This window comes from Micromonospora sp. WMMD708 (assembly GCF_049315245.1).
GTDB classification, from domain to species: Bacteria; Actinomycetota; Actinomycetes; order Mycobacteriales; family Micromonosporaceae; genus Micromonospora; species Micromonospora wenchangensis.
Genome location: NZ_CP186060.1, coordinates 6417528 through 6443733 on the forward strand (window position 1 = coordinate 6417528; position 26206 = coordinate 6443733).

At 72.4% G+C, this 26206-nt stretch carries 26 protein-coding genes; 10 read left to right on the forward strand and 16 right to left on the reverse strand.

Going from position 1 to position 26206, the window contains the following annotated elements:
* Positions 1-28: 28 nt before the first annotated feature.
* Positions 29-418: a PPOX class F420-dependent oxidoreductase gene (locus ACN260_RS28425; protein WP_422753862.1), complete on the forward strand. Its 390-nt coding sequence runs from the start codon at positions 29-31 to the stop codon at positions 416-418.
* Between the two features lie 119 nt (positions 419-537).
* Here the strand turns inward: ACN260_RS28425 and ACN260_RS28430 are convergent, their stop codons facing one another.
* Positions 538-747, reverse strand: coding sequence for a BldC family transcriptional regulator (locus ACN260_RS28430; RefSeq protein WP_007073996.1), 210 nt, complete (start codon positions 745-747; stop codon positions 538-540).
* Positions 748-998: 251 nt separating this feature from the next.
* Positions 999-1838: a hypothetical protein gene (locus tag ACN260_RS28435; protein ID WP_422753863.1), complete on the reverse strand. Its 840-nt coding sequence runs from the start codon at positions 1836-1838 to the stop codon at positions 999-1001.
* A 240-nt stretch (positions 1839-2078) separates the two neighbouring features.
* Between ACN260_RS28435 and ACN260_RS28440 the strand changes: the two genes are divergently transcribed.
* Together ACN260_RS28440 and ACN260_RS28445 are read left to right on the forward strand one after the other, a co-directional pair.
* Positions 2079-3161: a Glu/Leu/Phe/Val family dehydrogenase gene (locus ACN260_RS28440; protein ID WP_422753864.1), complete on the forward strand. Its 1083-nt coding sequence runs from the start codon at positions 2079-2081 to the stop codon at positions 3159-3161.
* A 333-nt stretch (positions 3162-3494) separates the two neighbouring features.
* Positions 3495-3713 (forward strand): DUF3073 domain-containing protein, encoded by a 219-nt coding sequence (locus ACN260_RS28445; protein WP_088641959.1) that lies wholly within the window; start codon positions 3495-3497, stop codon positions 3711-3713.
* A 181-nt stretch (positions 3714-3894) separates the two neighbouring features.
* Here the strand turns inward: ACN260_RS28445 and amcA are convergent, their stop codons facing one another.
* The 5 genes from amcA to ACN260_RS28470 all read right to left on the reverse strand — a co-directional run bounded on the left by amcA (position 3895) and on the right by ACN260_RS28470 (position 8573).
* Positions 3895-4128 (reverse strand): multiple cyclophane-containing RiPP AmcA, encoded by a 234-nt coding sequence (gene amcA, locus ACN260_RS28450; RefSeq protein WP_422753865.1) that lies wholly within the window; start codon positions 4126-4128, stop codon positions 3895-3897.
* The gene (gene amcB / locus ACN260_RS28455) at positions 4097-5200 is read right to left on the reverse strand and encodes a cyclophane-forming radical SAM peptide maturase AmcB (protein ID WP_422756858.1); all 1104 of its coding nucleotides are present in this window, start codon (positions 5198-5200) and stop codon (positions 4097-4099) included. The genes amcA and amcB overlap by 32 nt, the downstream gene beginning before the upstream one ends.
* 129 nt (positions 5201-5329) lie before the next feature.
* On the reverse strand, positions 5330-6484 hold the full coding sequence (purM, locus tag ACN260_RS28460) for a phosphoribosylformylglycinamidine cyclo-ligase (RefSeq protein WP_422753866.1): 1155 nt from the start codon (positions 6482-6484) through the stop codon (positions 5330-5332).
* 59 nt (positions 6485-6543) lie between these two features.
* The gene (gene purF / locus ACN260_RS28465) at positions 6544-8082 is read right to left on the reverse strand and encodes an amidophosphoribosyltransferase (RefSeq protein ID WP_422753867.1); all 1539 of its coding nucleotides are present in this window, start codon (positions 8080-8082) and stop codon (positions 6544-6546) included.
* 167 nt (positions 8083-8249) lie between these two features.
* Positions 8250-8573, reverse strand: a complete 324-nt coding sequence (locus tag ACN260_RS28470) for a sterol carrier family protein (protein WP_422756859.1) — start codon at positions 8571-8573, stop codon at positions 8250-8252.
* A gap of 180 nt (positions 8574-8753) precedes the next feature.
* On the opposite strand from ACN260_RS28470, the gene ACN260_RS28475 reads away from it, so the two are divergent.
* Entirely contained in the window at positions 8754-11009 is a 2256-nt protein-coding gene (locus tag ACN260_RS28475) for a carboxypeptidase-like regulatory domain-containing protein (protein ID WP_422753868.1), read from the forward strand.
* 74 nt (positions 11010-11083) lie between these two features.
* Here ACN260_RS28475 and ACN260_RS28480 read toward each other — a convergent pair whose 3' ends face one another.
* From ACN260_RS28480 to purS, 4 genes are all read right to left on the reverse strand, one after another.
* Positions 11084-11839 carry a 2-phosphosulfolactate phosphatase gene (locus tag ACN260_RS28480; protein WP_422753869.1) on the reverse strand — a complete coding sequence of 252 codons (756 nt, stop codon included), beginning with the start codon at positions 11837-11839 and terminating at the stop codon, positions 11084-11086.
* A 4-nt stretch (positions 11840-11843) separates the two neighbouring features.
* Positions 11844-14657, reverse strand: coding sequence for a phosphoribosylformylglycinamidine synthase subunit PurL (gene purL / locus ACN260_RS28485; RefSeq protein ID WP_422753870.1), 2814 nt, complete (start codon positions 14655-14657; stop codon positions 11844-11846).
* 70 nt (positions 14658-14727) lie between these two features.
* Positions 14728-15411 (reverse strand): phosphoribosylformylglycinamidine synthase subunit PurQ, encoded by a 684-nt coding sequence (gene purQ, locus ACN260_RS28490; protein ID WP_204928444.1) that lies wholly within the window; start codon positions 15409-15411, stop codon positions 14728-14730.
* Positions 15408-15668, reverse strand: coding sequence for a phosphoribosylformylglycinamidine synthase subunit PurS (purS, locus tag ACN260_RS28495; protein WP_088641951.1), 261 nt, complete (start codon positions 15666-15668; stop codon positions 15408-15410). Before purS ends, purQ begins: the two co-directional genes overlap by 4 nt.
* A gap of 462 nt (positions 15669-16130) precedes the next feature.
* Here purS and ACN260_RS28500 point away from each other — a divergent pair, with 462 nt between their 5' ends.
* Positions 16131-16814, forward strand: a complete 684-nt coding sequence (locus tag ACN260_RS28500) for a S1 family peptidase (RefSeq protein WP_422753871.1) — start codon at positions 16131-16133, stop codon at positions 16812-16814.
* 24 nt (positions 16815-16838) lie between these two features.
* Complete coding sequence (locus tag ACN260_RS28505) at positions 16839-17405, forward strand: YbjQ family protein (RefSeq protein ID WP_422753872.1); 567 nt, start codon at positions 16839-16841, stop codon at positions 17403-17405.
* A 316-nt stretch (positions 17406-17721) separates the two neighbouring features.
* Here the strand turns inward: ACN260_RS28505 and purB are convergent, their stop codons facing one another.
* From purB to ACN260_RS28525, 4 genes are all read right to left on the reverse strand, one after another.
* Entirely contained in the window at positions 17722-19146 is a 1425-nt protein-coding gene (purB, locus tag ACN260_RS28510) for an adenylosuccinate lyase (protein WP_282345306.1), read from the reverse strand.
* Positions 19147-19257: 111 nt separating this feature from the next.
* Positions 19258-19863 (reverse strand): hypothetical protein, encoded by a 606-nt coding sequence (locus ACN260_RS28515; RefSeq protein ID WP_204958519.1) that lies wholly within the window; start codon positions 19861-19863, stop codon positions 19258-19260.
* Positions 19864-20029: 166 nt separating this feature from the next.
* Positions 20030-20743 carry a GntR family transcriptional regulator gene (locus tag ACN260_RS28520; RefSeq protein WP_422753873.1) on the reverse strand — a complete coding sequence of 238 codons (714 nt, stop codon included), beginning with the start codon at positions 20741-20743 and terminating at the stop codon, positions 20030-20032.
* Between the two features lie 19 nt (positions 20744-20762).
* Entirely contained in the window at positions 20763-21275 is a 513-nt protein-coding gene (locus tag ACN260_RS28525) for a GntR family transcriptional regulator (protein WP_422756860.1), read from the reverse strand.
* 178 nt (positions 21276-21453) lie between these two features.
* On the opposite strand from ACN260_RS28525, the gene ACN260_RS28530 reads away from it, so the two are divergent.
* Positions 21454-21801 (forward strand): hypothetical protein, encoded by a 348-nt coding sequence (locus tag ACN260_RS28530; RefSeq protein WP_422753874.1) that lies wholly within the window; start codon positions 21454-21456, stop codon positions 21799-21801.
* Positions 21798-22262 carry a hypothetical protein gene (locus ACN260_RS28535; RefSeq protein ID WP_204958516.1) on the forward strand — a complete coding sequence of 155 codons (465 nt, stop codon included), beginning with the start codon at positions 21798-21800 and terminating at the stop codon, positions 22260-22262. The genes ACN260_RS28530 and ACN260_RS28535 overlap by 4 nt, the downstream gene beginning before the upstream one ends.
* A gap of 27 nt (positions 22263-22289) precedes the next feature.
* Here ACN260_RS28535 and ACN260_RS28540 read toward each other — a convergent pair whose 3' ends face one another.
* Complete coding sequence (locus tag ACN260_RS28540; RefSeq protein ID WP_422753875.1) at positions 22290-23582, reverse strand: acetyl-CoA C-acetyltransferase; 1293 nt, start codon at positions 23580-23582, stop codon at positions 22290-22292.
* Positions 23583-23638: 56 nt separating this feature from the next.
* Here ACN260_RS28540 and ACN260_RS28545 point away from each other — a divergent pair, with 56 nt between their 5' ends.
* Together ACN260_RS28545 and ACN260_RS28550 are read left to right on the forward strand one after the other, a co-directional pair.
* A complete protein-coding gene (locus ACN260_RS28545) occupies positions 23639-25015 on the forward strand; it encodes a 3-oxoacyl-ACP reductase (RefSeq protein WP_422753876.1) in 1377 nt (458 codons plus the stop codon).
* Between the two features lie 218 nt (positions 25016-25233).
* Complete coding sequence (locus ACN260_RS28550; RefSeq protein ID WP_422756861.1) at positions 25234-26127, forward strand: MaoC/PaaZ C-terminal domain-containing protein; 894 nt, start codon at positions 25234-25236, stop codon at positions 26125-26127.
* Positions 26128-26206: the final 79 nt, after the last annotated feature.

Sequence of the window (26206 nt, forward strand, 5' to 3'; positions counted from 1 at the left end):
CGGGTCCGTCCGCCGTATCCTGGGCGGCGTGACCGACCTGGACCGCCTGGCGGCGGAGAAGTACGTCCTGTTGACGACGTTCCGCAAGGACGGCCGTGCGGTGGCCACCCCGGTCTGGGCGGTCCGCGACGACGACACGCTGGCGGTCTGGACGGTCGCCGACTCGGGCAAGGTCAAGCGGATCAGGCGGGACGGCACGGTGACGGTGGCCCCGTGCGACGTGCGCGGCCGTCCGCTGGGTGAGGCGGTGCCGGGGCACGCGGTGCTCTGCGGCCCGCAGGAGAGCAGCCGGGTACGCGACCTGCTCAAGCGCAAGTACCGGCTGCTGGGGCGGTTGACCCTGCTCGGCAGTCGGTTGCGCCGGGGCGAGGCGGGCACCGTCGGCATCCGGATCAGCCTGACCGGCCCGCCGGGGTGACCGGGCCCGGCGGGCGGGCTCGCGCGGCGGGCGATCCGAGGGTGGAGACGACTCAGGGGCGGTGTACGTCGCTGCTGCGACGTCCGCCCGCCCCTGAGGTCGTAAACGTTCTGACCGGGTCAGTCCCCCTGGCGCTGCTGGGGGATCTGGCCCTGTAGCAACGCCCGCACCTCCGACTCACGATACCGACGGTGTCCGCCCAGGGTTCGGATCGCGCTGAGCTTCCCCGCCTTGGCCCACCGGGTCACCGTCTTCGGGTCGACACGGAACATCGACGCCACCTCGGCCGGCGTGAGTAGCGGCTCTGGTTCGTGCGTTCGCGATGCCATCGGTCACTCCTCCACATGGATAGACATCGGCCGGGGTCCCGCCGGCCGACGCGTCTCCCATGGTCCGGCTAGTCCCCGATGTCCGACATGGGCCGAACGGCCGAAGGTCCCTAGACGGACGGATGAACCATGCCCGATTTATCTGACTTTTACACGGCAGAAAGTACCTTATTCGGACTCATGATCACGGTTCGTGATGCGTCAACTACGAGCGTGACTCATAATTGACAGAACGAATGGGCGGTATCTGGTCAATTGCACCGCTCCAGCAACTGGATCGCTCGCCACCGCGCCACCAACCGGTCGTACGCCGCCGACGCCTCGTCCGTCTCACCCCGGGAGAGCCCGGCCAGGCCGCCCGCCACCAGCTCCGGCGAGTCGTCCGAGGCCAGTGTCTCGTCGGAGAGCAGCTGCACCAGGCCGCCGTAGTCCAACTCGACCACCGACCGGGGGTGGAACTCCTCCAGCCACCGGGCGGCCTCCTCGACCGCCTCGGTGATCGGCGCGGCACCTATCGACTTCCTGAGCACTGCCAGCGCCCGCGAGGCCCGCCGGCGGGCCTTGGAGATCTCCGTGCGGTAGCGCAGCGCCCGCCGGTCCGGTCGGGTGACCAGCTCCCGCTCGCCCGCCTCGACCAGCACGAACCACCGCAGTGGCACGCCCCAGGTGGCGATCTGCTCGTGCAGCCGGGGCACCCCGTGCTCCAGCACCCGGGCACCGCTGCGCCAGTCCTCGACCACGGTCTTGGCCTGCCCGGCCAGGACCGGCGGGACGAACGCGTCGGCGATCACCGACGGCACCCCTTCCCGGGCGCTCAGGGCCGCCTCGGCCACCCGGACCCGCAGGTTCCACGGGCAGATCAGCAGCGCGTCGTCGACCTCCAGCACGTACGCCTCGTCGGGCAGGTCGGGCAGTCGCGTCCAGCCCGCGCCGAGCGCCGCGATGACCGCGCTCCGTTGCCGGCCCGGCCCCTCCAACGGGGCCACCGCCCGCCCCTCCCGCACGTAACGCCGCCAGTACGACTGACGGTCCCGGTCGAAGGCGGTCAGCGGCTCGTACACGCGCAGGTAAGAAGCGAAGAGCGACGGCACCGCGCGATCCTCCCACGAAACCTCTCACCGGTGCCGCCGCCGTCGGACGCGGCCGGGACACCACCGACGGGCGATGCCCCGGAGCGGACCGGCGGGCGATGCCCGCACGACGGGATCCCGCGCGACGTGGACGGCGGCACGGTTCCCGACCGATATTAGGCTGACCAGCGCCGGCAGCATCCCCGCCGGCCGAGAAGGTCCGCGCCCCACAAGGGCGCACACCGACACCAGGAGCGAGCCATGGGCGTATTCGTGAGCACCGACGACCCCGGACCGGCCGGTCACGAGCAGGTCGTCTTCTGCCAGGACAGGCAGAGCGGCCTCAAGGCGATCATCGGGATCTACTCGACCGCCCTGGGGCCCGCGCTGGGCGGCACCCGGTTCTACCCGTACGCCAGCGAGGAGGCGGCGCTGGCCGACGTGCTGGACCTCTCGCGCGGGATGGCGTACAAGAACGCGCTGGCGGGGCTGGACCTGGGCGGCGGCAAGGCGGTCATCTGGGGAGATCCGGACCAGGTCAAGAGCGAGTCGCTGCTGCGCGCGTACGGACGGTTCGTGCAGTCCCTGGGCGGGCGCTACTACACCGCCTGCGACGTGGGCACCTACGTGGCAGACATGGACGTGATCGCGCGGGAGACCCGGTACGTCACCGGCCGCAGCGTGGAGCACGGCGGGGCGGGGGACTCCTCGGTCCTCACCGCCTGGGGCGTCTTCCAGGGGATGCGGGCCGCCGCCGAGCACGTCTGGGGCAGCCCCAGCCTGCGCGGACGCCGGGTCGGGGTGGCCGGGCTGGGCAAGGTCGGCAGGCACCTGACCGGGCACCTGGTCGACGACGGGGCCGAGGTGGTGGCGACCGACGTCGACCCGCGGGCACTGGAGTGGGCGCGGACCAACCACCCCGGGGTCGCCCTGGTCGCCGACACCTCCGCGCTGGTCGCCGCCGACATCGACGTGTACGCCCCGTGCGCGCTGGGCGGTGCCCTGAACGACGACTCCGTGCCGGCCCTGCGGGCCCGGGTCGTCGCCGGCGCGGCCAACAACCAGCTCGCCCATCCCGGCATCGAGAAGCTCCTCGCCGACCGGGGCATCCTCTACGCCCCCGACTACGTGGTCAACGCCGGCGGGGTCATCCAGGTCGCGGACGAGATCGAGGGTTTCAACTTCGACCGGGCCAAGCTGCGGGCCACCCGGATCTTCGACACCACCCGGCAGATCCTCCGGCTGGCCGACGAGGAGGGGGTACCCCCGGCGGTGGCCGCCGACCGGCTGGCCGAGCGCCGGATGGCCGACGTGGGTCGGCTGCGCGCCATCCACCTGGGCTGAGTGTCCGTCCCGGGCGTGGGAACGGTCCGCGCCCGGGACGGCCACGCCGGTCCGGTTCGGTGCGGCTGTCGGCACCGACGGGCGGGGCACGGGGTAACATGACTTTAAGCGGCTTTTATGATGTTTTGACCGGTGTCACGGGCGGTTCGGCACTCACCCCTTACCGGGTACACTCGGTGACTGCCGGGTGACTGCGACGCGCAGGGCCGGCAGACGGTAACCCGAGGTGCCGAACGGTGGCATCCCCATGTACCGTAAGAGCCACGAGAGATGCCTGACGTCATCGGGGCCCGCCTTCGGGCTGCCCCGCATTCTGTGCGAGGGGGTCGAGCCATGGGGCGCGGCCGTGCTAAGGCCAAGCAGACGAAGGTGGCGCGGGAGTTGAAGTACCACTCCCCGAACACCGACCTCACCGCCTTGCAGCGCGAACTGGCGGGTGCTGGTGGGAAGTCTGAGCAGCACTTCGACGACGACTACAAAGAGTATGTCGACGACGACGATGAGGATCATGCGGACGACGACCCGGACCCCTGGGCTCCTCCGACCCGCTGACCTCCGGTCACACTGAGCACGCGGCAACTCTCCGCGTGCTCACGCATGTGCCCGACCGAAGCAGCGTCACCACCGGCGATCAGGGACCCCGCCAGCCCGGAGCACACTCCGGCCGACCGGCGCGGTCCCTGATCGGTGTGGCCGTGACCCGTCGTCGCACGGCGAGGCCGGGTGTCCCTGCTCAGCGCGGCCGGTTGTTCCAGTTGTAGAACGTCGGGATGTTCTCGAAGTGGTTCCAGGCGCAGACCGCGCCGGCACCCTCCGTACCAGACACCTCCGCGCGCGAACGACGGGCGACCTCGGCCTCGTGGAGCAGGGCGGAGAGTCCCCCAGCGGCCTCCCGCACCCGGTCGGCGACCTGGTCCGGGCCGGCCCCGACCCGCTCAGCGGGCCGGTGACTCGTGGTCTCGGGCATGCTCCAACACTCCCTCCAATAGGCGGATCTTGCTGTTGCGGCAGTGCTCGGTCTCCGTACCGTCGAACCGCCCCTGCTCGAAGTAGCGGTTGGCCGCGTGGCCGCCGCCGCAGAAGCCGAAGTACGGGCAGGACGACCGGCACGCCTCGACGCCGGTGAGGAACTCACCCACCCAGCCCGTGTTCGCCGCTCCGGCCAGGATCTCGGCCAGCGGGGTGGCCAGCACGTTGCCGCTGCTGAAGTCGCCGTAGCGGGCGTCGGAGAAGCCGGCCAGCTCGGGGGAGAGCACGGTCACCGAGCCGTCGTACCCGATCGTCGGAATCGGGTCGAGCTGCCGGGGCAGCAGGTCACCCTCCGCGCCGTCCAGCACCGCCGCCGCATACCGCAGCGACCACTCGACCTCCCGCAGGTGCACCCGGGGCGCCCGCCGCCAGGCCGCCACCAGCTCCGCCCAGAACGCGGTCACCGCCGCCGCGTCGTGCGCGTTGCTGCGGGTGTTGACCCCCTCGGTCTCCTCGATGTTCAGCCCGAGCACGTCACAGCCCAGGTCGAGGAAGTAGTCGTACAGCTCGGTGGCGAGCCCCGGCGTCGGCCGGCTCACCACCGCCAGCGCCGAGAACGGCAGGCCGTGCCGGCGCAGTGCCGCGACCCCCCGGACGATCCGGTCGTACGCCGGCCGGCCGGCCCGGGTCACCCGGTCGCCGTTACGGGCGGCCGGGCCGTCCACGCTCACGCTCACCCGCACCCCGTGCGCGGCGAAGAACGCGCACCAGGCGTCGTCGATCAGGGTGGCGTTGGTCTGCACGTGGTGTTCCACCCCGGCGGGGAACGCGGCGATCAGCGCCGCCAGGTGCTCCCGGCCGGCGGCGAGCGGCTCACCGCCGTGCCAGACCACCGAGAAACGGCCCCGCGCGGCCCACGGGGTCACCGCGGCGGCGACCGCCTCGGCCACCGCCACCGGCATCCGCCGGTCGGCTGCCCGGTGCGGCAGATAGCAGTACGCGCAGTCGAGATTGCACAGCGTCGTCGGCTGCATCACCACGTACGACGGGACCGCCGCGATCCCCCGCATGCCCGTCACGGACCGGCACCGAGCAGCCATCGACCCTCCTCCCCCGTGCCCGAAGTGTCCTTCAGGCTAGGCGGCGACGGCCGCTCGGGTGAACCCCCGACCAGGCAGCCGGCCGAGCGGCCACGCCGCTCAGCCCCGGGTGTGCTGGCCGATCATCTGCACGTTGCCGGTGCCCTCGATGATCTCGCCGGCCTGCCAGGCGTCCACGCCCCGGCCGGCGAGGGTGGCCAGCGCGCGGTCGGCGTCCTCGGCGGAGACGATGGCGAACATGCCGACGCCCATGTTGAACGTCGACTCCATCTCCGGGTCCTCGATCCGGCCCTTGGACTGGATCAGGTCGAAGATCGGCTGCGGCTTCCAGGTTGCCCGGTTGACCACCGCGTCGACGTGTTCGGGCAGCACCCGGACCAGGTTGCCGGGGATGCCGCCGCCGGTGACGTGGGCGATCGAGCGCACCTCCGCCTCGGTGATCAGCTTCAGGCAGTCCTGCGCGTAGATCTTGGTCGGGGTGAGCAGCTCCTCGCCGAGGGTGCGCTGCCGGCCAAAGTCGTCGATCACCACGTCCAGCCGCATCCGGCCGGCACCGAGCAGCACGTGCCGGACCAGCGAGTAGCCGTTGGAGTGCAGGCCGGACGAGCGCATCGCGATCACCACGTCGCCCACCTCGACCCGGTCCGGGCTGAGGATCTCGCTCTCCTCGACCACGCCGACCCCGGTGGCGGAGACGTCGTACTCGTCGGGACGCAGCACACCCGGGTGCTCGGCGGTCTCGCCACCGAGCAGCGCGCAGCCGGCGTAGCGGCAGCCGTCGGCGATGCCCGCGCCGATCTCGGCGACCCGGTCCGGCACGACCTCGCCGGTGGCGATGTAGTCGAGCAGGAACAGCGGCTCGGCCCCGCACGCCACCAGGTCGTCGACGACCATCGCGACCAGGTCGATGCCGATCGTGTCGTGGATGTCGAGCTGCTGGGCGATGACCAGCTTGGTGCCCACCCCGTCGGTGGAGGACGCCAGGATCGGGTTCTTGTACTTCTTGGTGTCCAGCCGGAACAGGCCGGCGAAGCCGCCCAGGTCACCCATGACCTCCGGCCGCCGGGTCTCCTTCACCTTCGACTTGAGCAGCTCGACCGCCCGGTCGCCCGCCTCGATCGACACCCCGGCGTCGGCGTACGAGACCGAGCGTTTGCGGGTGGTGCGGCCGGTCCCCGCCGTCCACGGCTGGCGGTCGCCACCGGCACCGTTCGGGCTGCTTCCTGCGCCGCTGCGCTCGGACACGTAGGTCACGGTTCTCCCCTTTGTGGTTCTCGGTGCCGCGCCGACGGTGGCCGGGCGACCCCGGTGTGCTACGGGCGGTGGGCGGTCGCGCCGCCCGGAGTGGCGACGAGCGGTGTGTGGTGCTCGGAGGAGGCGTCCGGGGCGTCGGCGACCCGCCGGCCCACCCCTTCGAGCACGTGCTTGCCGATCAGGTTCCCGGCCGGCAGGTCGATCGGGTACTCCCCGTCGAAACAGGCCCGGCAGAGCCTGCTCCTGGGCTGTTCGGTCGCGGCGATGAGACCGGGGAGCGAAACGTAACCGAGAGTGTCGGCGCCGATCGAGCGCCGGATGCCCTCGTTGTCCAGCCCGTTGGCCAGCAGTTCGGCCCGGGTGGCGAAGTCGATGCCGTAGAAGCACGGCCAGTTCACCGGCGGGGAGGAGATCCGGACGTGGACCTCCAGCGCGCCCGCCTCGCGGAGCATCCGGACGATCGCCCGCTGGGTGTTGCCGCGCACGATCGAGTCGTCGACCACGACCAGCCGCTTGCCCCGCACGTTCTCCCGCAGCGGGTTGAGCTTGAGTCGCACGCCGAGCTGGCGGAGGGTCTGCGACGGCTGGATGAAGGTCCGCCCGACGTACGGGTTCTTCATCAGGCCGGCGCCGTAGGTGATGCCGGACGCCTCGGCGTACCCGATGGCGGCCGGCGTGCCCGACTCGGGCACCGGGATCACCAGGTCGGCCTCGACCGGGTGCTCCTTGGCGAGTTGCCGGCCGATCTGCACCCGGGCGGCGTGCACGTTGCGGCCGGCGATGGTGGCGTCCGGGCGGGCGATGTAGACGTACTCGAAGAGGCAGCCCTTGGGCTCCGGCGCGGCGAACCGGCTGGACCGCAGGCCCTCCTCGTCGATCGCGATCAGCTCGCCCGGCTCGACCTCGCGGACCACGCTCGCGCCGACGATGTCCAGCGCGGCGGTCTCGCTGGCCACCACCCAGCCGCGTTCCAGCCGGCCGAGCACCAGCGGGCGGACGCCGTGCGGGTCGCGGGCGGCGTAGAGGGTCGTCTCGTCCATGAAGACGAAGCTGAACGCGCCGCGTAGCTGCGGCAGCACCTCCAGCGCGGCGGCCTCCACCGACAGGTCGGGGCGGCTGGCCAGCAGCATGGTCACCAGGGAGGTGTCGTTGGTGGCCCCGTCGTCGAGCAGGCCGCGCTCGGCGACCTCCTTCTGCAACTCGGCGGTGTTGACCAGGTTGCCGTTGTGCGCCAGGGCGATCGTGGTGCCGGAGGTGGTCGACCGGATGGTCGGCTGGGCATTTTCCCAGGTCGAGCCGCCGGTGGTGGAGTAACGCGCGTGCCCGATCGCCAGGTGGCCGCGCAGACTCTTCAGGGTCGGCTCGTCGAACACCTGGGCCACCAGGCCCAGGTCCTTGTAGACCACCACACCCGAGCCGTCGCTCACGGCGATGCCGGCGGCCTCCTGGCCCCGGTGCTGGAGTGCGTAGAGTCCGAAATAGGTGAGGTTGGCGACCTCTTCACCCGGGGCCCAGACGCCGAAGACGCCGCAGGCGTCCTGGGGGCCGGGTCGCTGGGGGTCAAGGTCGTGGCTCAGCCGGCCATCGCCTCGGGGCACTGCCGCTCCCTCATGCTGGTCTGGACTGGCCTGGCGGAGCCGGGGGCTGCTCCGCACCTTTCGGCCCTGGACCACTGTCGTCGCCTGACAGTGTACGCGAACACGAGTCGATACAGAAAGTCACGATCCGCCTCCAACCCGTCACGCCGGCGGGCGGAACGGTGCAGCTAGAGCGGCAGATGGTCAGTGAGATCCGCCCGGTTTCCGCTCACCTGTACGCGACCGTCCGTGACCGCCCGCGCCCACGACAGTCGTCCGGTGGCGAGCGCCAACCAGGTGTCCGGCGCCATCTCCACCACGTTCGGCGGGGTACCCCGGGTGTGTCGGGGACCGGGTACGCATTGAACTGCACCGTAAGGTGGGACACGCACCTCCACCGATCGGCCGGGGGCACGCTCCGCGAGGGCGGTCAGAAGGGTACGGACCGCCTCGCGGTACACCTGCCGGTCGGGCGTACGCCCCTCATCGAGCGCCGTCAGCGCCGCCAGCACCACGGCGGACTTAATGTGCGGAGAGGACACGACGGGACGATACGACCCCTCGCCGCGGAGTGCCACGCTGGCCCCTGGGTCGCGCCGATCCGGTCAGACAAGGCATAGTTGCCGACGGCGTATTCGTACCGTGATGATCCCCGGCCCCCGCCGGGGAGGTCAGACCGGAAGGCGGTGGACGTGTCAACACACCGACGTGCCTGGACGCAGCGGGCCGGTGTGGTCGTAGCGCTGGTGGCCGGTGCCCTGCTCACCGCCCCCGCCACACCCGCCCTGGCAGCCAGTGCCTCCGTCCAGCCCGGGTCGGTGACCGTCAACGCCGGCAGTGACACCACGGTGACCGTTCAGGTCACTCCCGGTGACGGTGACCAGAACGCACAGATCAGTCTGACCGGCCTGCCCTCCGGCGTGAGCTGCTCCGGGTGCGGCCAGCTCAACTTCAACGGCAGCCAGTCGAAGTCCCAGCTGCTGACCCTGCGCGCCAACGACAACGCCGGCGACGCCAGCACCACGGTCACCGTCCAGGTCCGCCCCGACCAGTCCGACCCGGCGACCGCCACCTTCCAGCTCAGCGTCAAGGGCAAGGCCGCGCCGCAGACCACCCCGCCGCAGGACAAGCCGACCGTCAAGTCGATCTCCGGCAAGGTGGTCGTGGCGGCCACCGGCGACGCGGTGCCCAACGCGGTGGTGGGCCTGGAGGACTCGACCGGCAAGCAGTTCAACACCACCAGCGACGGCAGTGGCAACTTCCGGATCACCGGGTCGAGTTCCAATCCGATCGCGCCCGGCTCGATGGTGCTCGGGGCCAGCAAGGACGGCGTCGTCGCCACCAAGCCGATCAGCGCGGGGGCCGGGCAGAGCCTGAGCAACCAGCGGATCAGCCTGGCGTTGAAGGTCGAGGTGAGCCCGAGCGCCACCCCGTCGACCACCGTCGAGGCGACCCCTTCGGAGGAGACGACCGAGGAGACCACCGAGGAGACCACCGAACCGACAGGCGGGCAGCAGCAGGCCGCGTCGCAGGACGACGACAGCGGATTCGGCTCCTTCCTGATCATCCTGCTCGGCGGGCTGCTGGTGGCGGCCGGCGTCGGCACCATCGTGCTGCTCTGGATCCGCCGCAGGAACGCCGACGACGACGGCAACGGACCGGCCGGCGCCGCTGCGGCGGGCGACGTCCCCGGCCCCCGGAGCCCACGCGGCACCGACGACCAGACCCGGGTGGTCAACCGGGTCGGTGCCGGCCCCGACCCGACGATGGTCGGCAGTTCCGCGCTGAGCGACGCGCCGACGATGTTGCAGCGACCGGTCGTCGACGACGTCCCGCCGGACCCGTACGGCGCGCCACCGCAGCCCTACGGCGCACCCCAGGACAACTGGGCCGGCGCCGGCGGCTACGGCGACGAGCCCGGTGGCCAGGGCGGCTACGGCGGCCAGCCGGGCGGCTACGGGGCCGCACCCGCCTCCGGCGGCGGCTACGGCGCGGCCGGAGCGGCGGGTGCCGCCGCAGGCGCGTACGGCGCGGCGAACCCGGCCGGTGGCGGTTACGGCAACGCACCGTCCTCCGGGGGTGGCTACGGCAACGCCCCCGCGTCGAGCGGCGGTTACGGCAACGCGCCCGCCTCCGGCGGCGGTTACGGCGGTCGGGACTACGGGGCGACGGCCGGTGCCGGCTACCCGGCACAGGAGCAGGCCGGCGGCTACGGCGGCGAGCAGCGCTACGACGAGCCCACCGGCCGGTACACCGGCGACAGCACCTCGTACGCGCCGGCTGCCGACCCGTACCCGACGAGCACCTACCAGCCGGAGCCCGACGCGTACGGCCAGCCGGGCGCGGGTGGTGGCTACGGCCAATCCGAGCAGGGCGGCTACGGGCGGGGTGCCGAACCGACAGGTGGTTACCCCGGCGGCGGCTACGGTCAGCAGGCCGGTTACGACGCCGGCCCGGCCCAGGGTTACGGCGGCGGCCAGCGCGGCGGCTACGACCAGCCGACCGGTGCCCACCAGGGCGGCCAGCACGGTGGCTACGACCAGCCGACCGGGTACGACCAGCCGACGGGCGCCCACCAGGGTGGCTACGACCAGCGCGGCGGCGGGTACGACCAGCGCGGCGGCGCCCACCAGGGCGGGTACGACCAGCAGGGCGGCTACGACCAGCGCGGCGGGGGCTACGACCAGCAGGCCGGCTATGGCTCCCCGCAGGGCGGCGGCTACGGCCAGGCCGGCGGCTACGGTGCCGAGCAGCAGCAGGGCGGCTACGGCCAGGAACCCCCGCAGCAGCGCGGCGGCGGGTACGACCAGCAGGGCTACGACCAGCAGGCCGGCTACTACGGCGAGCAGGGCCAGCCGGGTCGTGACCAGCCGCCGTCAGGTCGGGCCCGGCCGGACGGCCCGCCCCCGGAGCGGGGCGGACGCCGCCTCGACTGGCTGGACGACTGACCCACAGGCGACAACGACGACAGTGGGCCGCCCCGATCCGTGTCGGGGCGGCCCACTGTCGTTTCCGGTCGGGGTCAGCCGGCCGAGAAGACACCCTGGCGGAGCACCGGCACCACGGTCGAGACATCCTGCTGCACGGCCGCCTCGACGTCCCCGGCGAAGCCGCTCTCGATCAACTCCCGGCCGGAGACGCAGCCACGTACCGCCGCCGGCACGTCCGGGGTGCTGGCCAGGGCGGCGAGCGTCATCGCCGCCTCCACGGACAGCCCACCGGGCACCCTGGAGACGGCATCCAGCACACTGGCCGCGCCCAGCAGGTCCTCCACCGAGGGACGCAGGGTGCCGTCGGGCCAGCGTTCACCGGCGGCGATCACCCCGACCGGGGCGTCCGTCGTGCCGTACCCCTGGTGGTGCAGCCACCGTCCGACGGCGCGGGCGTTGCGCAGGCAGGCCGCGACCACCGGTCGGCCGGTGGCGCTGGCGGCGGCGCTGATCGCGGAGCCGTTCGGCGACGGCAGCACCAGGTCGGCGACGGCGGGCGCGCTACCCAGGGCCGCCGGGGACAGCGACCACGGGTGCGCGGTGGTGGTCTGCCGACGGCCCACCGCCGCCACCGCACCGACCCGTCGCGCGTAGTCGGCCGCCTGCTCGCCCCAGGGGAACGGGTGGACCCGCACCCCCCGGGCGACCGCGACCTCGACGGCGGTGGTGAACGACAGGACGTCCACCACCACCAGTACGGCACAGACCCGGCCGAGTTCCGCCGCCCCGGTCAGCCCCCAGTCGAAGCGGGCACCCGACCCGGGTTGGACGTGGACGGCCGAGGCCACCGCCTCAGCGCTGATCGGGCGTCGGGCGCTGCCCGTCGCCGGCCTCGGAGGTCGCCGCGTCGGCCTGCGGGGTGGACCCGGTCGTCGGGGCGGCGGGAGCATCCGACGTCGGCGCGGTGCCCGCCGGGGCGTCCGGGGACGGCGCGGAGCCTGCGGCGTCGTCCGCCACGGTGGCGCGGGCCGCCGGATCGTCCGGCACCGGGACGGTCGACGTCGGCCCGCCCGACACCGGTGCGTCGGTCGTCGGAGCGGCCACCACCTCGGCGGCCGGGTCGTCCGCGTCCGCCGGCTGCTGCCGCTGCGGCACGTCCACCGGCTGCGTGGCGGTGGCCGGCGCGATCGTGGTGGTACCCGTGCGGACCGCCTCGACCTGCACCTGGGCCGCCTCCGGGCCGCCGAAGAGCCGGGGCAGGGTCGCGGTGTGCGCGGCCCGCAGCTCGTCCAGGCCGATCCGGAACTGGCCGTGCACGTCCAGGACACCGCTCGCCGGGTCGGTCACGCCGATCTGCTCCCACGGCACGCCCCGCTCGTCGCAGAGGGCGGTGAACGCCTTCTCGTGCCCCCGGGGCACGGTCACCAGCGCCCGACCGGCCGACTCGCTGAACAGGAAGACGAACGGCAGCGAACCGTCGGCGAACCGCTCCGGCACGCCGATCCGGACCCCGACGCCCCGACGCAGGCTCGACTCGACCAGGCTCTGGGCCAGGCCGCCGTCGGACAGGTCGTGCGCGGAGCTGAGGTGACCCACCCGCGCCGCCTCGGCCATCAGCTCGGCGAGCTGGCGCTCCCGGCCCAGGTCGACCTGCGGCGGCATGCCGCCGAGGTGCTCGTGCGTCACCCAGGCCCACTCCGAGCCGGACAGCTCCACGTGGGTGTCGCCGAGCAGGTAGACCTGGTCGTGGTCGCCGTTGGCGCGGGGGACGAAGCCCATCGGCACCCGGTCGGCCACGTTGTCCAGCACGCCCAGCACGCCGACCACCGGGGTCGGGTGGATCGCGGCGGCACCGGTCTGGTTGTAGAAGCTGACGTTGCCGCCGGTCACCGGGATGCCCAGTTCCAGGCAGCCGTCCGCCAGGCCACGGACGGCTTCGGCGAACTGCCACATCACGCCCGGGTCCTCCGGCGAGCCGAAGTTGAGGCAGTTGGTCACGGCGATCGGCTTCGCGCCGGTCACCGCCACGTTCCGGTACGCCTCGGCGAGCGCCAGCTTCGTCCCCTGGTAGGGGTCGAGGCGGGCGTACCGGCCGTTGCCGTCGACGGAGAGGGCGACCCCGAGGCCGCTCTGCTCGTCGATCCGGATCACGCCGGAGTCCTCCGGCTGGGCCAGTACGGTGTTGCCCAGCACGTACCTGTCGTACTGCTCGGTGACCCAGGTCTTGTCGGCCAGGTTCGGCGAGGCGATCATGCGCAGCAGGGTCTCCCGCAGCGCCGCCGGGTTGCTCGGCCGGGGCAGCGTCTCGGCCCGGTCGGCCTGGAGCAGGATCAGGTCGGCCGGCTCCCGCATCGGGCGGGCGTAGACCGGCCCGTCGTCGACCAGCGAGCCCGGCGGCACGTCGACGACCACGTGGTCGTTCCAGGTGACCAGCAGTCGGCCCGGGCGGCCGTCGGGCGCGGGCGGGGTGACCTCACCGATCGCGGTGGCCAGCACGCCCCACTTCTCGGCGGTCTTGAGCACCGCCTCCAGCTTGTCCGGGGTGACGACCAGCAGCATCCGCTCCTGGGACTCGCTGGCCAGGATCTCGTGCGGCTCCATCGACGGCTCGCGCAGCGGGACCCGCTCCAGCCAGACCCGCATCCCGGTGCCGGCGGACGCGGCCGTCTCGGTGAGCGCGCAGGTCAGACCCGCGCCGCCGAGGTCCTGGATGCCGACGACCAGCTCGGCGTCGTACAGCTCCAGGCACGCCTCGATCAGCAGCTTCTCGATGAACGGGTCACCGACCTGCACCGACGGGCGGCGCTGCTCGCTGCCCTCGTCGAAGGTGGCGCTGGCCAGCACCGACACGCCGCCGATGCCGTCCCGGCCGGTCTTCGCGCCGAGCAGCACCACGACGTTGCCGGGGCCGGCGGCGTCCTTCTTCTGCAACCGGTCCACCGGCAGCACGCCGAGGCAGAGCGCGTTGAGCAGCGGGTTGCCCTGGTAGCAGGGGTCGAAGACCAGCTCACCGCCGATGTTGGGCAGGCCGAGGCAGTTGCCGTAGCCGCCGACGCCGGCCACCACGCCGGGCAGCACCCGGGCGGTGTCCGGGTGGTCGGCCGCACCGAACCGCAGCGGGTCCATCACCGCGACCGGGCGGGCGCCCATCGCCAGGATGTCCCGGACGATGCCACCGACACCGGTCGCCGCGCCCTGGTAGGGCTCGACGAAGCTCGGGTGGTTGTGCGACTCGACCTTGAAGGTGACGGCCAGCGTGTCGGAGACCCGGACGACGCCCGCGTTCTCCCCGATGCCGGCGAGCAGCCGGTCGCTGGGCGGGGCCTTCTCGCCGAACTGGCGCAGGTGCACCTTGCTCGACTTGTACGAGCAGTGCTCGCTCCACATGATCGAGTACATGGCCAGCTCGGCCTGGGTGGGGCGGCGGCCGAGGATGTGCCGGATCCGGTCGTACTCGTCGTCACGCAGGCCCAGCTCGGCGTACGGCTGGAGTTCGTCGCCGGTGCCGGCGGCCCGCTGCACGGTGTCCACGCCGTCGGCCCAGTCGGTGGCCGGCGTCGGACCGCTGTGCCGGTCGGCGTCGGCCGGCGGCGCGACGGCCGCGTGCGGTTCCGCCGGGGCGACGCCCGCGGCTGCCCGAACGGCCGGGTCCTGGTGGGTGGTCATGACCTCTCCTCGCTGCGCTCGTACCCGCCGGTGGGGCGGTGGAGCCGACCGATGTTGCCGCCGCGCACCGTCACGCCGGCGTCCCCACCAGGTGCTTGAGCACCGAGGTGAAGAAGCCGAGGCCGTCCAGGGAGGGGCCGGTGAGCGCCTCGACCGCGTGCTCGGGGTGGGGCATGATGCCGACCACGTTGCCGGCGGCGTTGGTGATCGCGGCGATGTCCCGCTGCGAGCCGTTCGGGTTGCCGCCGACGTAGCGGGCGACGACCCGCCCCTCGGCCTCCAGGGCGTCGAGGGTGGCGGTGTCGGCCACGTAGCAGCCCTCGCCGTTCTTGACCGGGATGAGGATCTCCTGGCCGGGCTGGAAGGTGTTCGTCCAGGCGGTGCCGACCGACTCGATGCGCAGGACCTGGTCGCGGTTGCGGAAGTGCAGGTGCTGGTTGCGGGTGAGCGCGCCGGGCAGCAGGTGGGCCTCGCAGAGGATCTGGAAGCCGTTGCAGATGCCGAGCACCGGCAGGCCGCCCCGGGCGGCGTCGACCAGGGTCTCCATCACCGGGGCGAACCGGGCGATGGCCCCGCAGCGCAGGTAGTCGCCGTAGGAGAAGCCACCGGGGAGGACGACGGCGTCGACCCCGTGCAGCTCCGGGTCACCGTGCCAGAGCCGGACCGGCTCCGCGCCGGCGATCCGCACGGCGCGGGCGGCGTCCCCGTCGTCCAGCGAGCCGGGGAAGGTCACCACTCCGACGCGGGCGGTCACGAGTTCGCGTCCGCGGTCTCGTCGGCCTCGACCCGGACCGTGAAGTCCTCGATGACGGGGTTGGCGAGCAGCTTGTCGGCGATCTCCCGGGCCCGGTCCAGGTCCGGTTCGCCGGTGAACTCGATCTCGATCCGCCTGCCGATGCGGACGGAGGCGACGTCACCGACGCCGAGCCGCGGCAGCGCGTTTGCGACGGCCTGGCCCTGAGGATCGAGGATCTCGGGCTTGAGCATGACGTCGACGACGACGCGAGGCACTGGGCACTCCTGACTGTGTACGCAGTTGGGTGCCGGCCCACTACGGGCGAGCGCAGCCAGCGTACCTGGCAGATTCCGGTCCGGACGCACCGGCCGGGCGCAGTTCAGGCAGTGATCGACGTTACCGGTCGCCGGGACGTGTGGTCGAGATCCGTTCGTTGCCGCTCTGATACGGATTTGTTGCCGACCGTCGTCGCGTCGCTCCGACACACCCTACCTGAGCAGGCAATACGCGGCTCAACGCCAGATTTGCGACCGGTATCCGACAAACAGGGACGAGCACCTCCGGGGTCATTCCTGTCACATTGGTTGATCTCGATGACAGCCTTGTGAAGCCGCTCACCGCCCCCTAGCCTCAATCGTCAGTTGTCGATGCCTGGTCGGCGTCCCCGAAAGGCCACCCCCGCCCCGACGTCCGACCCCGCCCGGCCACCCCGGGCCACACCCGAAGGAGTCCCCCCGATGCGCCTCCGCTCCACGCTCGCGGTACTCACCACCGCCCTCGCCGGTGTCCTCGTCGCCGCCTCCGGGGCCACCGCCGCCCCGGCCGGCCCGCAGCCGATCATCGGCGGCAGCACCGTCTCCTCCGCCCCCTGGGCCGCCGCGGTCTTCAGCAACGGGTCGTTCACCTGCTCCGGCAGCGTCATCTCCGCCCAGTGGGTGCTCACCGCCCGGCACTGCGTCAGCGGCACCATGTCCGTCCGGGTCGGCAGCGTCTACTACGCCTCGGGCGGCACCACCCGCACCGTGAGCGCCTCCTACACCCGCTACGACCTCGCCCTGCTGCGGCTGTCCAGCACCGTCAGCAACACCCCGGTCAGCCTGGCCAGCAGCAACCCGCCCGTCGGTTCCACCAACACCATCTACGGCTGGGGCATGACCTGCTACAGCGGCTGCGGGGCCTCCAGCCAGCTCAAGACCGCCTCGGTGCAGGTGACCAGCACCAACGCCACCGACGCGTACGGCGGCCAGGCGATCCGCAGCACCCGGATCAACGGCAACGCGTGGCGCGGCGACTCGGGCGGCCCGCAGTTCTACAACGGCCGGCAGGTCGGGGTCGCCTCCACCGCCGACGGATCGAGCATCCAGAACTACGGCAGCGTCGCGTACAACCGGGCCTGGATCACCTCGACGGCCGGTGTCTGACGGTTACCACCACGGGCGGTGCGGATGGCCGGTCGCGTGCCGGCCGTCCGCGCCGCCTGGTTTTGCAGCATCCGACCAGGTGCGTACGGCACGCTTCGACGCCGTAGCGCTACTGACAGCATCGGAACCGTGCTGGTCGTGACGACGGATCAACTGCCCGGCTACGAGATCCGCCAGATTCTCGGCGAAGTGGTGTCGTCGATGGCGCGGACCCGGAACCCGTACCGCGAGGGGGTCAAGAACCTGCGCGGCGGCGCGTACGACCCGATGGCCCCGGACAACCTCACCCGCTGGCGCACCGACTCGGTGGCCCGGCTCGGCGAGGAGGCCCTGCGCATCGGCGCCAACGCCGTGGTGGGGATGCGCTTCGACAGCCGGGACTGCGGCGAGATGTGGATGGAGATCTGCGCCTACGGCACGGCGGTGATCGTGGTACCCAAGGTCCCCGACGTCATGCCGCACGACCAGCCCCTGGTCGCCGCCGAGACCGCCCACGACCCCGGGTTCGCCGAGTCGCCCGGCGGCATCGCCGAACCGGCGAGCGCCCCCGACCTCTCCTCCGCCGCCGAAACCCCCACCCGGGACTCCTGACCCACCCCACCCCGCTTCCGTCCGCCCCGGGACCCACCCGGCTCCCCGGACCCCACCCGGCCCGCCCCGGGACCCACCCGGCCCGCCCCGATGATCCGACGCCCGACCGGGCCTGGCGGGCGTGATCAAGAGGTTTGGGACAAGTTGATCTCGACAGCTGACGCAAACCTCTTGATCACGAGGGAGGGCCTACGCCGGGCCGGCCTTCACCGGGCGTGATCAAGAGGTTTGGGGCTGGTTGATCTTCATCGGTGACGTAAAGCTCTTGATCACCGGGGAAGCCGGGGGCGGGGAGAGCCCGGGGGCGGGGACAGGATCAGAGGATGGGGGGTGGGGAGTAGGTGGCGGCTTCGGGGTGGGCCGTGACGACCGTGGTGATGCGGCGGGTGATCGCGTCCACCTGGGCCTGGGCGGCGCCGGTGAAGGTGGCGGGGTCGGCGACCAGGGTGTCGATCTCGCTGCGGGTGAGGCCGAGGCGGGAGTCGGCGGCCAGCCGGTCGAACAGGTCGTTGTCGGGGGCGCCCTTCTCCCGCATCGCGAGGGCCACGGCGACCGCGTGCTCCTTGATCACCTCGTGGGCGACCTCCCGGCCGACGCCCCGGCGCACCGCCGCGACCAGGATCCTGGTGGTGGCCAGGAAGGGCAGGAAGCGCTCCAGCTCCCGGCTGATCACCGCCGGGTACGCCCCGAACTCGTCGAGCACGGTGAGGAAGGTCTGGAACAACCCGTCGGCGGCGAAGAAGGCGTCCGGCAGGGCCACCCGGCGGACCACCGAGCAGGAGACGTCCCCCTCGTTCCACTGGTCGCCGGCCAGCTCGCCGACCATCGACAGGTAACCCCGGATGATCACCGCGAAGCCGTTCACCCGCTCCGACGAGCGGGTGTTCATCTTGTGCGGCATCGCGCTGGAGCCGACCTGGCCGGGCTTGAAACCCTCGGTGGCCAGCTCCTGACCGACCATCAGCCGGATCGTGGTGGCCAGCGACGACGGCGCGGCGGCCACCTGCGCCAGCGCGGAGAGCACGTCGAAGTCCAGCGAACGCGGGTAGACCTGCCCGACGCTGTCCAGCACCCGGGCGAACCCGAGGTGACCGGCGACCCGACGCTCCAGCTCGGCCACCTTCTCCGCGTCCCCGTCGAAGAGGTCGAGCTGGTCGGCGGCGGTGCCCACCGGGCCCTTGATGCCGCGCAGCGGGTAGCGGCCGATCAGGTCTTCCAGCCGCTCGTACGCGATGAGCAGTTCCTCCGCCGCCGAGGCGAAGCGCTTGCCCAGCGTGGTGGCCTGTGCGGCGACGTTGTGCGAACGGCCGGTCAGCACCAGGCCGGAGTGCTCGTGGGCGAGCCAGGCCAGCCGGGCCAGCGCGGCCACCACCCGGTCGCGGATCAGCTCCAGCGAGGCGCGCACCTGGAGCTGCTCGACGTTCTCGGTGAGGTCGCGGGAGGTCATCCCCTTGTGCACGTGCTCGTGCCCGGCGAGCGCGCTGAACTCCTCGATCCGGGCCTTCACGTCGTGCCGGGTGACCCGCTCCCGCTCGGCGATCGAGGCCAGGTCGACCTGGTCGACCACCCGCTCGTACGCCTCGACCACGCCGTCGGGCACCGCCACGCCGAGGTCCCGCTGGGCGCGGAGCACGGCGAGCCAGAGCCGCCGCTCCATCCGGACCTTCTCCTCCGGGGACCAGAGGGCGACCAGTTCGGGTGAGGCGTACCGGTGGGCGAGCACGTTCGGGATCGTCGTCACGTACCTCATTGTCTCCTACCCGACGACCGTCGACCTGGGCGGGCCGACCAGGGGCGAAGCAGGCCCGCCCGGCGGGGGTCGGCCGGACCGCTCGGGCCACGGAGTTCGGCGTCAGACCTTCGGGATGTCGTGCACCGGGGCGGTGACCACGATCGTCTTCGTCTGCTTGCCGTGCGCGTTGCGCGCCGTCAACGTGTACGTGTGCCGCTGGACGTCACCGTCGCCACCCGAGCACGGGAAGGTGAGCTCCTCACTGCCGGTCGACGGGTAGTCGTCGCGGTAGACGCCGGGGCCGTCGACCGACAGGGCCACCGAGGTCGCGTTGCCGACCTGCCACTCCATCCGCACTCCGCTACCGGGGATCGGGTTGACGGTGGTGCCGGCCGGACAGCTCGGCTTGCGGGTGACCCGGAAGGAGCTGATGGTGGGGCCGTTCGCCTTCGTACCGGATTTGTCCCCGCCGCTGTCCCCGCCACCACCGGCCGTGGGGCTGCCGGTGGGGTCGGCCTCCTGGATCCCCACGCCCGGGGCCCCGCCGTCGGTGACCGTGCCGGTGTCGCCGGAGCCGGTCCTCGCGTGGCCGGACCCCGCCGGACCGCCAGCCGTCCCGACCCCCGGGGGTCCCTCGACGCGCGGCGTGGTGGCGGCGCAACCGCCGGCCGCGAGCACGCCGGCAAGGGCAACGGCAGCGGTACGCAGCAGGGCACGACCAGGCATGACACTCCTCCACGGGGCACCGCCACCGGGACGTCCGGGCGGGCTGACACCACCGTAGGAAGCCCCGGCAACACCGCCCTGAGCTGCGCGAGCGCCGAGTGTCCGACCACAGTGGTCAGCAGACGCACGGGCCCTGCGCACGTACCCCGGCGAGTATCGAGGACCGTCAGATACGGAACCCGTAACGAAGCTCGTGCAGATGACTTCCCTTGATCAGCACCGACGCCTCGACGGGCTGTGTGGTCGCGGTACGGACCACCCGCAGTTGGCGCAACACAGGTACGTACGGCGGCAGCGCCAGCCTCTCCACTTCCTCGGAGGTCGGCATGCGGGCCGACACGTGATCGACCACCTCGTACTCCGGATGGCCGAGGTCCGCCAGGACCCGGGCGGCTCCACCGCTGATCTTGCGGCGTTCGGCGAGTTCGGTGCCCCGCGCGATCGAGGCCGGATAGTACGACCAGCACAACTCCGTCGGCTCCCCGCCGTGCAGCATCAGCCGCTGTCGGAGCACCACCGTGTCGTCGCTGCCCAGCGCCAGTAGCCGCGCCACCTCCGGGGAGGGCTCCACCTCCTCGACGGCGAGCAGACGGTAGTTGATCCCGCTCGGCCGCGGCACCAGGTACGCCGAAGCCTCCATGACAAGAGGCTGGCGGTCACGTACGTAGACGCCTCTGCCCATCTCACTGCGCACCGATCCCTCCGCCTTCAATGCGGCAAGCGCCCGTTGGACAGTTGCCGTGGCAGCGGCATACCGCGTCGTCAAGGTGGGGATCGACGGCAGTTGAGAGCCGGCAGGAAGATCGCCAGACATGATGCGGGCCCGAAGGTCGGCCGCGATCTGTTCATGCCGAGGACGGCCGTCGCCTTCGCTGGCCATGTGCCGCTCCCTCGATCCGCTATTCGACGATCAGTTCGTACCGTAGGCGCCGGCCCTGCGGCACCATCGTCATGACGCTCAACTCGACAGGCACGCCCTCGGCGGTGCTGAGTAGCCGGGTCAGCCCGAGCACCCACTCTCCGGACGCCAGCCCGAGGGCGCTCCGCTGGGATTCGGTGGGCTGCCGGGTGTAGACGTCCTCTGTGACCCGCCCGGGACGATAGCCCAGCTCGGCGAGCAGGCTGACCGCTCCTCCCCGAATTTTGCGGGGCTCGCTCAAGGCAGTGCCACGAGCGATCGAGGCCGGGTAGTAAGAGTCGGTCAACTCGACGGGTTGCCCGTCGAACATCATGAGCCGCCGTCGAACGATGACCGGCGTGTCGGCATCCACCAGCAGCGCTTCCGCCACTTCAGCCGCTGGCGGCATCTCCGCCACCTCCAGCAGTTTCTGGGTGCCGAGCCCGCCCTGCTGCGCCGCCTCGGCAGCCCACGCGTCCCCACCTTCGCGCGATCGAGGCGTCACGTAGGGCATCGAGACACTGATCCACTCGGGGTGACTCACCTTCGGCTCCTCTGCACCAGCACTGGCCAAGGGTAGTTCAGCAGAAACGATCCACCCACCCATCCTTGATGCCTTATTGGATAGGCAGTAAGGTTGTCGACGCCAGTGAAGCTGCCCTGCGTGCATCCGCGAACGACGGGAGTGGAAGTTGGGCGTCTATCGGTCGACGAACAGCCACGTGTGGCACCGAGACGAGGCGGCGGCGGTTGCCGCACACCACATCCTCGACAGCCACGTGCCCGATCCGGACGAACACCTCTGCCTGGTCTGCCTGGTACCAGGGCCGTGTCAACCGGCGAATGCGGCGGCGAACCGTCTGGTCGAGCTGGGGCGGCCGGTGCTGTCGCCCGATCAGCCTCGTCGGCGAGCCGGCTGGCGGGGCTGGTTCGGGCCACCGCGACAGGGCACGCCCCGGCAGGCACCACTACTGACCTTCGCCTGGGTGCTCCGCCTGTACGCAGCCGCCAATGGACCGCACTGCTCGGTGTCATCATGACCGCCCGGCCGGTGGTCCCGTTCGGGATCGGCGACGTGGTGACGGTGGCCGAGCAGCACTACTGCTACGGGCTCGGCACCCTGACCCTACGGATCGTGGAGGTGGGCCGCCGGGAAGAACACAGCGACGGCCTGTGGATCCGACTGCGTGGCGTCGAACTACGTCATCCGTCCGGGGCACGGCAGCGGCGGGTGCTCGCCCGCCTGGGGGCGATCCGGATCCTGCCGGTGCCCGCACTGGGTGCTCACGTACCGGCCCGTCCCAGCTGGCAGTGCACCGGATGCGGCGAGCCCTGGCCCTGCCGGGTCCGGCGCGACCGGCTACTCGGCGAGTACGCGGACGATCGCGCCGCCCTCGGCGTCTACCTCGGCCTGCAACTGGTCGAGGCGTTGACGGACCTGAGCCGGCAGCCGGCGGGCGACCTGCACACCCGATTCCTCGGCTGGCTGCGAACGAGGTGAGCCGGTACGGCAGCGGGCAGCGCCCACTCAGCGTTCCAGGATGGCGGTGACGCCCTGCCCGCCGGCCGCGCAGATCGAGATCAACCCCCGGCCGCTGCCCTTCTCGGCGAGCAGCTTCGCCAGGGTCGCCACGATCCGGCCACCCGTGGCGGCGAACGGGTGCCCGGCGGCCAGCGACGAGCCGGTGACGTTGAGCCGGTCCCGGTCGATCGCGCCCAGCGGGGCGTCCCGCCCCAACCGGTCCTTACCGAACTCCGGCGACTCCCAGGCCGCCAGGGTGGCCAGCACCTGCGAGGCGAACGCCTCGTGGATCTCGTAGAAGTCGAAGTCCTGGAGGGTCAGCCCGGCCCGGTCCAGCATCCGGGGCACCGCGTACGCGGGGGCCATCAGCAGCCCCTCGTCGCCGTGCACGAAGTCCACCGCCGCCGTCTCCGACCAGGAGAACCAGGCCAGCACGGGCAACTGGTGCTCGCGTGCCCACTGCTCGGAGGCGAGCAGCACGGTGGACGCGCCGTCGGTCAGCGGGGACGAGTTGCCGGCGGTCATGGTGGCCTGCCCGGCGTCCGGGCCCCGGGTACCGAAGACCGGCCGGAGCGCGCCGAGCTTTTCCAGGCTGGTGTCGGGGCGGAGGTTCTGGTCCCGGGTCAGCCCCAGGTACGGCGTCATCAGGTCGTCGAAGAACCCCCGCTCGTACGCGGCGGCGAGGCGCTGGTGCGAGCGCAGCGCCAGCTCGTCCTGTGCCCGCCGGTCGATCTGCCAGCGCAGCGCCGTCCGGGCGGCGTGCTCGCCCATGGACAGTCCGGTTCGGGGTTCGGCGTTACGCGGCAACTCGGGCCGGAACGGCTGGTGCGGGCGGAGCTTCGCGGCGATCTTCAGCCGCTCGCCGAGGGTCCGGGCACTGTTGAGCTTCAGCAGGGTGCGGCGCATGTCCTCGTTGATCGCCAGCGGCGCGTCGGAGGTGGTGTCGACGCCACCGGCGATGCCCACGTCGAGCTGCCCGAGGGCGATCTTGTTGGCGACCAGGATCGCCGCTTCCAGACCGGTGCCGCACGCCTGCTGGATGTCGTACGCGGGGGTGTGCGGGTCCAGCTTCGAGCCGAGCACCACCTCCCGGGTCAGGTTGAAGTCCTTCGAGTGCTTGAGCACCGCCCCGGCGACCACCTCGCCGACCCGCTGCCCGGCCAGTCCGAACCGGGCGACCAGCCCGTCCAGCGCCGCGCCGAGCAGGTCGGCGTTGGACGCGCTGGCGTACCGGGAGTTGGACCGGGCGAAGGGGATGCGGTTGCCGCCGATGACCGCGACCCGCCGGATGCTCTGCACGATCCCGCCTCCGTTTCAGGACTTGCCCACAACCTACTGGCCAGTAGGCTACGCCTATGACCGACAGGTACGCGAGCTTCGTCCAATCGGGGGCCGGCCGCGCGCTGGTCAAGCGCCTCGGGCTGCCCGACCCACCGCGACTGCGCCGGTACGCCGTCGGCGATCCGCTGCTGCCCGGCCCGGTCCTGCTCGGGGCGGCCGACGGATCGAGGCTGGCGGTGCAGGTGGGCCGGCTGCTCCTGGACGCCGGGATCGAGCTGCGCGACACCCCGGCGGGCAGCGCCCCGGACCCGGCCACCGGCCAGCCGCCGAAGAACGGGGCACTGGTCTACGACGCCACCGGCATCACCGACTCCACCGGCCTGCGTCAGCTCTACGACTTCTTCCACCCGCAGGCCCGCTCGGTGCTGCCCAGCGGTCGGGTGATCGTGCTGGGCACCCCGCCCGCCGAGTGCGGCTCACCCCGGGAGGCCACCGCCCAGCGGGCCCTGGAGGGGCTGACCCGCAGCATCGGCAAGGAGTTCGGTCGCGGCGTCACCGCCCAACTGGTGTACGTCACCCCGGACGGGGACGCCGGCACCCCGACCAGCCTGGAGGCGACCCTGCGGTTCCTGCTCTCCGGCCGTTCCGCGTACGTCTCGGGGCAGGTGGTCCGGGTCGGCACCGGGCCGGCCGCCGTACCGGCGGACTGGGACCGGCCGCTGGCCGGGCAGGTGGTGCTGGTCACCGGCGCAGCCCGGGGCATCGGCGCGGCGGTGGCCCGGGTGCTGGCCCGCGACGGCGCGCAGGTCGTCGCGCTGGACGTCCCGGCGGCCGGCGACGCCCTCGCGGCGGTCGCCAACGAGATCGGCGGCACCGCCGTACAGCTCGACCTGACCGGCGCGGACGCCCCCACCCGGCTCGCCGACCACCTGGCCGACCGGCACGGCCGGGTCGACGTGGTGGTGCACAACGCCGGCATCACCCGGGACCGGACGCTGGGTCGGATGGACGCCGACCGGTGGGACGCGGTGCTCGACGTCAACCTCTCCAGCCAGGAACGGATCAACGACGTGCTGCTGGAGCGGGGGCTGATCCCCGGGGGCGGACGGCTGGTCGCCGTCTCGTCGATCGCCGGGATCGCCGGTAACCGGGGGCAGACCAACTACGCGACCAGCAAGGCCGGGGTGATCGGCCTGGTCGACGCGCTCGCCCCGGCGCTGGCCGGGCGGGGAATCAGCGTCAACGCGGTCGCCCCCGGGTTCATCGAGACCCGGCTGACCGCCCGCATTCCGCTGGTGATCCGGGAGGCGGGCCGCCGGATGAACAGCCTCGCGCAGGGCGGCCTGCCGGTGGACGTCGCCGAGACGATCGGCTGGTTGGCCTGGCCGGCCTCGGCGGCGGTCAGCGGTAACGTGGTCCGGGTTTGCGGCCAGAGTCTGCTGGGGGCGTGATGGCACGGCGCAGGAACCGACCCGAGGAGGCCGGCGACGGCGAACTGTCGGTCGGCGACCTGATCGAGGGGCCGACCGAGGTCATCTCACCGGCTGCGCTGGCCGCCGCCCGCGCCGCCGGCCCGGCACCGGACGCGGGCGTCGACGAGACCCACGACCTGTCGGCGTACGCCACCCGGGACCTGACACCGGACCTGGCGGCGGCCGGCACCGAGGACCTGACGGGCCGGCCGGGCGGCCACGACGGCGGGCCGGCGGCCCGACCCCGGGTGGTGCTGCCGGGGCTGCCCCGACCGGGCGCGCTCTACCGGCGGGCGCTGCGCGACGCGGTGCCCGGCATCGGCCGGTCCCGCCGGCCGGACGCCGCACCCCCGGTCGAGCTGGCCGTCGCCGGGGTCACCGTGGACCGGGCCCACCTCGCGGAGTACGACCGGGTGTGCGGCTTCCGGTTGGCCGACACGCTGCCGGCGACCTACCCGCACGTGCTGGGGTTCCCGCTGGCGCTGCGGTTGATGACCCTGCCGGAGTTCCCGTTCCCGCTGGCCGGGGTGGTGCACGTGGGCAACCGGATCACCGTCCACCGGCCGGTCCCGGCCGACATGCCGTGGGACTTCGTGGCGTACGCCGGGAATCTCCGGCCGCACACCCGGGGGCGGCAGGTCGACGTCGTCCTGGTCGGCTCGGTCGACGGCGAGGAGGTGTGGCGCGGGGTGTCGACGTACCTGGGCCGGGAGCGCGGGGCCGGCGGGGGTGCCGGGCGCGACCCCGGTGAGCGGCCCGCGCCGCCGGCCGCCACCGCGCACTGGCGGCTCACCCCCCGGGTGGGTACGGACTACGCCCGGGTCTCCGGGGACCACAACCCGATCCACACCTCCCGGTTGGGGGCGCGGCTGTTCGGTTTCCCCCGGCCGATCGCGCACGGCATGTGGAGCAAGGCCCGTTGCCTGGCCGCGCTGGAGGGCCGGCTGCCGGAGGCGTACACGGTGGAGGTGGCGTTCAAGCTGCCGGTGCCGTTGCCCTCGACGGTGGCGTTCAGCGCCGTCCCGGGTTGGGACTTCGCCCTGCACGACGCCCGGACCGGCCGCCCGCACCTGGTGGGCACCGTCCGCTGAACGACGCACGGCGGTTGCCCACCGCCACTTCGTCAGCTAAGTTGTTCTCAGATCGAGTAATTCTCAACCTGAGAGGGAT